Source organism: Corynebacterium sp. MSK044 (assembly GCF_030232825.1).
Lineage (GTDB): Bacteria > Actinomycetota > Actinomycetes > Mycobacteriales > Mycobacteriaceae > Corynebacterium.
On sequence record NZ_JASPJJ010000076.1, the window covers coordinates 1 to 320 of the forward strand.

The 320-nt window shown below is 56.6% G+C and carries 1 pseudogene; it reads left to right on the forward strand.

What is annotated here, in order from left to right:
- A pseudogene (locus tag QP994_RS11140) lies at nt 1-320 on the forward strand (hypothetical protein); the annotation flags it as partial.

Below are 320 nucleotides of genomic sequence, written 5' to 3' on the forward strand. Positions count from 1 at the left end.
CTTGTGCGCGAATGGACCAAGGTCCACAAGGTCTACTACGGGAAAACAAAGTTCACCCGCAAACAAGCCAACGCGATCAAGATAGCTCGCTCGACGAAGAAGGCCTTGGACCAGCTTGCCTACATCGAATCCCGCCTCGTGGGCATCAATAATCCCCACGAGAAATGGCGGGTGCGCCTGGCGTTGCTCTCCGTCAAGGGTGATTACGCCACGTTGCAGCGTCGGGCGAAAGACATCGTCCCAGAGGTAGATAAGCCTGCCCCGGAGTCAACAATCCGGTTTGGTCGCTCGCGTAAAGCATCCCGCCCTATGAACGTCAT